General features: G+C 51.5%; 6 protein-coding genes. All 6 read right to left on the bottom strand.

The window, feature by feature from the left end; all coding sequences use genetic code 11:
* Positions 1 to 280 precede the first annotated feature (280 nt).
* The 6 genes from gmd to ONB24_13495 all read right to left on the bottom strand — a co-directional run bounded on the left by gmd (position 281) and on the right by ONB24_13495 (position 7,168).
* A complete protein-coding gene (gmd, locus tag ONB24_13520) occupies positions 281 to 1,303 on the bottom strand; it encodes a GDP-mannose 4,6-dehydratase (protein MDZ7317131.1) in 1,023 nt (340 codons plus the stop codon).
* A gap of 400 nt (positions 1,304 to 1,703) precedes the next feature.
* Positions 1,704 to 2,663 (bottom strand): SDR family oxidoreductase, encoded by a 960-nt coding sequence (locus tag ONB24_13515; GenBank protein ID MDZ7317130.1) that lies wholly within the window; start codon positions 2,661 to 2,663, stop codon positions 1,704 to 1,706.
* Positions 2,664 to 3,016: 353 nt separating this feature from the next.
* Positions 3,017 to 3,358: a hypothetical protein gene (locus ONB24_13510; protein ID MDZ7317129.1), complete on the bottom strand. Its 342-nt coding sequence runs from the start codon at positions 3,356 to 3,358 to the stop codon at positions 3,017 to 3,019.
* Positions 3,358 to 3,729 (bottom strand): DUF5674 family protein, encoded by a 372-nt coding sequence (locus tag ONB24_13505; GenBank protein MDZ7317128.1) that lies wholly within the window; start codon positions 3,727 to 3,729, stop codon positions 3,358 to 3,360. The genes ONB24_13510 and ONB24_13505 overlap by 1 nt, the downstream gene beginning before the upstream one ends.
* A gap of 27 nt (positions 3,730 to 3,756) precedes the next feature.
* On the bottom strand, positions 3,757 to 4,734 hold the full coding sequence (locus tag ONB24_13500) for a Gfo/Idh/MocA family oxidoreductase (protein MDZ7317127.1): 978 nt from the start codon (positions 4,732 to 4,734) through the stop codon (positions 3,757 to 3,759).
* 139 nt (positions 4,735 to 4,873) lie between these two features.
* Complete coding sequence (locus ONB24_13495) at positions 4,874 to 7,168, bottom strand: polysaccharide biosynthesis tyrosine autokinase (GenBank protein MDZ7317126.1); 2,295 nt, start codon at positions 7,166 to 7,168, stop codon at positions 4,874 to 4,876.
* Between the last annotated feature and the right edge of the window lie 9 nt (positions 7,169 to 7,177).

Raw genomic sequence — 7,177 nt, 5'->3', positions numbered from 1 at the left:
CTTGGTAAAAAGAACAATAAATTTGCCACAGAGACACGGAGATCACGGAGGAATTTTCATTTTTAGAAACTAACTAATTTTAGATTAAAAAAAAACATCAATGCTTTTCTCTCTCCGTGCCCTCCGTGCCTACGTGGTAAAAAGATCTAAAACTTTAGCCACAGAGACATGGAGAACACTGAGAAGAATTATCCCCTTTATAGCTTATTGTTTTTTGGTTGAAATAAAAAAAATAGTCAATCAATCTCTCCGTGCCCTCTGTGCCTCCGTGGCAAGGAGCTTAGAAGCCTCTATATAAACCGCCGCCGTCTCCCCGCAGTTGTCTCTGCAGGATAACGCGGTCGGCGTCGACCATGATCTTGACCAAATCCTGCATGCGCGTCTTAGGCTCCCAGCCGAGCTTGACTTTGGCCTTGGAGGCGTCGCCGATGAGCAGATCCACCTCGGTCGGCCGCAGGTAGCGCTCATCGAAGCGCACGTACTCCTGCCAGTCGAGTCCGGCATAGCCAAAGGCCACTTCGAGGAACTCGCGCACGCTGTGGGTTTCGCCGGTGGCAATGACGTAATCGTCGGCTTGGTCCTGCTGCAGCATGCGCCACATCGCCTCGACGTATTCGGGTGCATAGCCCCAGTCGCGTTTGGCGTCGAGATTGCCGAGATAAAGGAAGCGGTCGAGTCCTGCTTCGATGCGCGCTACAGCGCGGGTGATTTTTCGGGTGACGAAGGTCTCGCCGCGGCGCGGCGATTCGTGGTTAAACAGGATGCCGTTGCAGGCAAAGATGCCGTAGGCTTCGCGATAGTTGACGGTCATCCAGTAGGCATAGACTTTGGCGGCGGCATAGGGACTGCGCGGATAGAACGGCGTGGTCTCTTTTTGCGGCACTTCCTGTACCTTGCCGAACATTTCGGAACTGGAAGCCTGATAAAATTTGCAGGGGATGCCGGTTTCACGGATCGCCTCCAGGATGCGGCAGGTGCTGAGGGCGGTGATTTCGCCGGTGTATTCGGGAATATCAAAGCTGACCCGCACGTGGCTCTGCGCGCCGAGATGATAGATCTCGTCCGGCTGCAGGCGATAGAGCAGCTTGATAAGGTTTGTCGAGTCCGCCAGATCGCCATAATGCAGAAACAGGTTAACGCCGTTTATGTGCGGATCCTGATACAGGTGATCGATGCGCGACGTGTTAAAGGTGCTCGAGCGGCGGATGATGCCGTGCACCTCGTAACCTTTGGCGAGCAGCAGTTCAGCCAAATAAGAGCCGTCTTGTCCGGTTATGCCGGTGATGAGGGCGGTTTTTTTCATGGGATAGGGTCGAAAGTCAAAAGTATAACGTTTAATGTCTTATGGATTTTATTTGCCACGGAGGCACAGAGGGCACGGAGAGAGAGAATTAAATTATTTTTCATGCTAAAAAGTGCTGGCCTCTAAAAATGGATATTCCTCCGTGTTCTCCGTGTCTCTGTGGCTAAAGTTTCAGCTTTTTTTGCCACGGAGGTACAGAGGGCACGGAGAACAATTGACTTTTTTGTTTTGACCTTATTGGCAGTGGTATTCAAAAACGGTAAAATATAAACCCTTCTCCGTGATCTCTGTGTCTCTGTGGCCCAGTTTGTACATTTCAGAACAGATTAGAGCCCTCATAATGATTCAATGTCGAACGTCAAAAGTCGAAGGTCAAAAGGTAATGATGACATGCAGTAGTTCAGATAGACTTGACATTGACCGGTTTTTCAAGGAACGCGGCGATGGTGCGGCGCAGGCCTTCGTAGAAATCGATAGTCGGCGTGTATCCGAGCTTTTCCTTGGCCAGCGAAATGTCGGCAAACGAGTGGCGAATATCGCCGGGGCGGGAATCCTGGTAGATCGGTTCTATTTTGTTGTTTAGCAACTTTTGCAGCGCCCGGACCAATTCATTCAAAGTGATGCGTCCGTGAGCGGCGCAGTTCATCACCAGAGGCTCCTGCCACGGCATTGTTGCCGCTGCTAAATTGGCCTGTACCACATTGGCGACGTAGGTGAAATCCCGGCTCTGCTCGCCGTCGCCATAGATCACCGGCCGTTCGCCGCGCAGCATTGCATGGATAAATTTTGGAATCACAGCCGCATATTGCGAAAAAGGATTCTGCCGCGGTCCGAAGACATTGAAATAGCGCAGGGAAATGGTTTCCAAACCGTAAACCTGAGAAAAGACGCGGCAATAGTGCTCTCCTGTCAATTTGGAAACCGCATAAGGCGACAGCGGCTTGGGCGTCATGCCTTCATGTTTTGGTAATTCGGGCGTATCGCCGTAAATAGAAGACGATGAGGCAAAGACAACGCGGCGCACACCGTGATCCTTTGCAGCCTCGAGAAGATTCAGCGTGCCGCCGACGTTGACGTCGTTGCTGGTGATGGGGTCATGGATCGAGCGCGGAACCGAAGGCAGCGCCGCCTGATGCAGAATAATATCGACGCCTTTGACGGCCTGATGCACCGTATGGTAGCTGCGGATGTCGCCCTCGAACAGTTCGATGTCGTTTAGAAACGGCGTCAGATTTTCGCGCCGGCCGGTGCTAAAGTTGTCCAGTACCCGTACGCGGTGACCCAAACGGAGCAGTTCCTCTACGATATTGGAACCAATGAAACCGCCGCCGCCGGTGACGAGGAAGAGGGTTGGAGTCATAAAGTCAAAGGTTGAAGGTCAAAAGTCTAAGGTTTAAAGTCGAAGGTCGAAGCTCAGGAATCTTGAATATTGCTCTCGAGGTTGCCAAGTTTACTCTAAAAAGCTGCCACGGAGGCACGGAGGGCACGGAGAAAATAATCGATCTTTCTAATCCAACCCGAAAAATTTATGTTCAAAATGTATAATTTTCCTCCGTATTCTTCGTGTCTCTGCGGCTATAACTTTTACTCAAAAGCCACGGAGGCACGGAGGGCTCGGAGAAACTAGATCTTTTTACTCCAACCCCCAAAAAATTTTATGTTCAAAATGGATAATTTTTCTCCGTGTTCTCCGTGCCTCTGTGGCAAATAAAGTTAGCGATCCTTTTTCGGCAGCCCGTGCAGATACCGCCAGGCGGAGGAGTCGAGCTGAATAAAACATCGCATCAACACGGCGGTCGGTTGCGGCCGATCGGCAGCATAGTACATAGCCGTCACTTCACGCGCCCGCCGCAATTCGCGCAGCTTGCCGATCCAACGGCGATCGGCAGCCATAAAGTCCATCAGCTCGAGGGCGCGCTCCAGGGCATTCCGATATTCTAGCGGTTGCGTCAACAAATTTTGAGTGCGGTTCAATTCATTCGCAACCAGGAGAATTTGTTGATGGGGCGGCAAACGGTCGAACCGCTCACGAAGGCTTTTATGCCATATGGGCATCAGCTTTGAATCTCCATGAATTCGTTCGAAGCGAGCAGCAATCGTTCAACCCATTCCGCCGCCTTGCTTCTGACTTGCTCATTTTGAATTTCCATAAAAGGATGATCGTCCATCGGACGAACGTTGACAAAACTGGTCCATTCGATGCGCTTGTCCGGCTCAGCCCAGGGATAAAAATTACCGCCCCATAGATCTTTATGTTCCGATCCGTCGGCCAAAAGCAAAGCTTCACCATCTGCATCCAGTTCGCCGCCGACGGCCATTTTCCAACGCTGAATATCGATCACAAATTTGACCATCGTGTCGAAATGTACCCGACAAAGCTCTAACAGCTCATTCTGAGACAGCTTTTTTTCAATAATTCGGATCAAAGGTTGCGCGGATACAAACTACTGCATTTATATTGTTTCAGAACAATATGTTAACGCGTCCGGATGGACGCGGCCCTTATCGCGGCAAACGGGTTTGGCATGACGAATCCGGTAAGCCAGTTCGATCGACGGACGGGCGTCCTCGATGCCGTACCCTTTACCCGCCAAAATATTGCGATAGACCTCGGTGTGAAGATCGGTAAAACCGTCGCTGAATTCAAATGATCGGCCGTCGATGGTGATGGAACGAAAAGTCGATTTATTTTCGCGCACCGTCGCTTCCGGCAAATCGGCCTTATCAATCGAAAGAAACCATCGCACTTGCGCACGGTCCAATTCCAGATAACCGGCAGCTCGACGCGCATCAGCGCAGTGCACTTCGTACTCCTGTACGGAGCCGAACAACCAGAGCAGCATATCGAAAAAGTGAATGCCGATATTGGTAGCGACGCCGCCGGATTTTTGCAGGTCGCCTTTCCAGGAATAATGATACCAGTTGCCCCGCCGCGTAATGTAAGAGAGGTCAATAAGATGTTTCTGATTTCCCGTTTCGCTCTCGAGCTCCCTTTTTAGGGTCAGAATGGCCGGATGAACGCGCAGCTGCAGCACGGTGAATACACGCTGTCCGGTTTCTTGCTCGTCTTCGGCCAAGGCATCGAGATTCCAGGGATTGAGCACCAACGGTTTTTCGCAGATTGCATCGGCATGGTTGCGCAGGGCAAAGCGGATATGAGCGTCGTGCAGATGATTGGGCGAACAGATACTGACGTAATCGATCGCCTTTTCCGGATGCCGACGCCGCAGCAGGCCGACATAACGGTCAAAGCGCTCGAAATCGGTGAAAAAATCCACTTCCTCAAAATAGCGATCCAATATACCGACCGAGTCGGCCGGATCGAGGGCACAGATCAAAAGATTACCCGTCTCTTTGATCGCCTGCATATGGCGGGGTGCAATATAGCCTGCCGCGCCTATCAGGGCGAAGCGATGGCCCGAAACAGTCATCCGATTTCCTTATTTTTGGCGTGAAAAATAAAGGACAACAGGATTATCTATTCTCGCAGCTCAACAAAACACAACCATTCCATTGAGAATAGAAGCGGAACGGCGAGAATTTCCCCTAATGGCTCGATACCAAGGAGTGTTATATGCGCTTTTCCGAAGGTGCCTGGCGGCGGGAGGCCTTTTCTCGCTTGCTTTTTTCGCCGCTGTCGGCATAGTAATAGTCGTAATAATAGCTGTATTGATAGTAACGATAAGAGTTCAGGCCGCGTTTGGCCTGTACGGCGTTAAGCACGGCGCCGACAACGCGGGCATCCACCTTTTCTAATCGGTCTTTGGCATCTCGAACAAGATGAAAGTTGGTCTTGCCTGCACGTACGACCAGCAGTACACCCTGCATTTTGGGTGCAAGTATTTTCGGATCGCTGACCGCCATCAGCGGCGGCGTATCAAAGATAACCAGCTTGAATCGTTTACCGACTTCCTGAATCAGATGCTCCATTTTTAAACTGCCGAGCATTTCCGCCGGATTGGGCGGCACAGTACCGGCAGGAATCACATAAAGGTTGGAAAGACCGGTCTTTTTGATGACGGATTCCAAGGGGATATCGCGCGCTAAAAAGTCGGTGACTCCCGGGGTGCGGGGGACTTCAAAGATCTGGTGGAGCTTGGACTTGCGCAGGTCGCAGTCAACAATCAGCACATCGTCGCCCAATTCCGCATAGGAGATGGCCAAATTAGCAGCCGTGTGGGTCTTGCCTTCGCTTGGCGTCGCACTGGTCAGCATGAGAAGACGTATGGGATCATCGACGTTGATAAACTGGAGGTCAGTGCGCAGATTTCGATAGGCTTCGACAAGCGGATTTTTGGAATCGATGGTCGATAAAAGACGATAGCTGCGGGTCGGTGAGCCGTTGCGTTTACCGTCGACCATAGAAGAAACCACGGGCTTTGCCGCATCCTTGCGTACCGGCGCCTCGTCCAGAGATGGAATCGTACCGAGGGCCGGCAGGCCGCAGAGACGTACAAGGTCGTCGCTTGTGCGGACACTCTGATCGAGAAAGTCGAGCACAAAAGCCAACCCGAAACCCAGGCCCAAGCCTAAAATAAATCCCACTGCCAGATTGCGGGTGCTGTTTTTGGGCAGAGGCCGCATAGGCAGTGCTGCCGGGGAGACAATTAACAGCCCACCGGTGCCGGTTTGAGCCCGAATACGCGCTTCCTCACCCTGTTGAATAAGAAAGTTGAGCAGATTTTCCGATACCTGCTTGCTGCGCTGCAGTTTGGCAAGGGTAATGGCGTTTTCCAATAAATTGGGATTTTGGCGCACAAATTGATCGCGCAACTGACGATAAAACTGCTCTTCATTCTTGAGCGAATAGACGTTGAGCTCTTCGGCGATCTTGCGTTCACGCAGCAGATTGAATTCGTTGTTGTCGGCGCCGAATACAGCCCGGCCCTCGCCTTTTTGCGCCGTAAGAGCAGCTTTACGGATCTCTTCCTTTTTGGACTCGATGGCCGCTTCTACTTCACGAGCCTTCGCGCCAAGCCATTGACCGTTTTCAATCAAGGAGTGCTTTTGTTTTTCAAGATCGTCCAGCTCTCGGCGCAGGCGCAGCATTTCTGCCGATTCGATTTCCATCAGACTCGGCGTCGAAAAGCCTTCGAACTGCTTTAAGCGCATGTTATAAGTCTGCAAATTCGCTTCCGCCAACTTGCGCTTGGTCTCGATTTCAGTAATCTTGTTTTCCAGTTCGTTGAGGCGCTCCAATATGCTGTTATTGGCATCGGGGGCAATCGTGAATTTGGTGGCAGCCTTGAACGCCTGCAGCTCCTGTTCGGCTTCTTCGAGCTTCATTTCGGCCTGCTTGACCTGGCTGGAAACATAGTTGACCACATTCTGGGCCTGTTCCAATTCCACTTCGCGTGCACGGTCTTTGAATGCAGCCGCGCAGATAACCGCAAGCCGATAAACCAGCACGGGGTCACGCGCTTTTAAGTGCATATAGATCAGCGTTGAAGCCTCGTCGTCCTTGCTGATGTTGAGGGTGCCGAGAACCTCCAGTATTTTTTCGGTCGTCAAATCCGGAAAGGTAGTCAAAACCGTATCGTTCAACGCCGCTTGAATAACCTTATCGCGAAACGGCTGACTGCTGATGAGGGCATTATAGTATTCGAGCGGCTTTCCCGGGCCGAAACGATACATGTACGGCATCATGCGCGCATTGCTGTTGACGCCGGAAAATTGCGTCTGTTCGTCAACAGAAAACGTTGTGGAAGCGGAATATATATCCGGCCGTGTGACGACGTACCAGATCGTGACCGCCATGACGGCAACAAACACACTGAGGATAATCCATTTCCGGCGAAGCGCCAGATCCAGATAATCCTCAAGCCCCCACTCTTTGCTTTCTATTTCGGTTTGTGCATGATTCATTGCACATCC

Source organism: candidate division KSB1 bacterium (assembly GCA_034505495.1).
Lineage (GTDB): Bacteria > Zhuqueibacterota > Zhuqueibacteria > Residuimicrobiales > Krinioviventaceae > Fontimicrobium_A.
The sequence above is the reverse complement of the archived record's forward strand: the minus strand, read 5'-3'. Positions and strand labels throughout refer to the sequence as shown.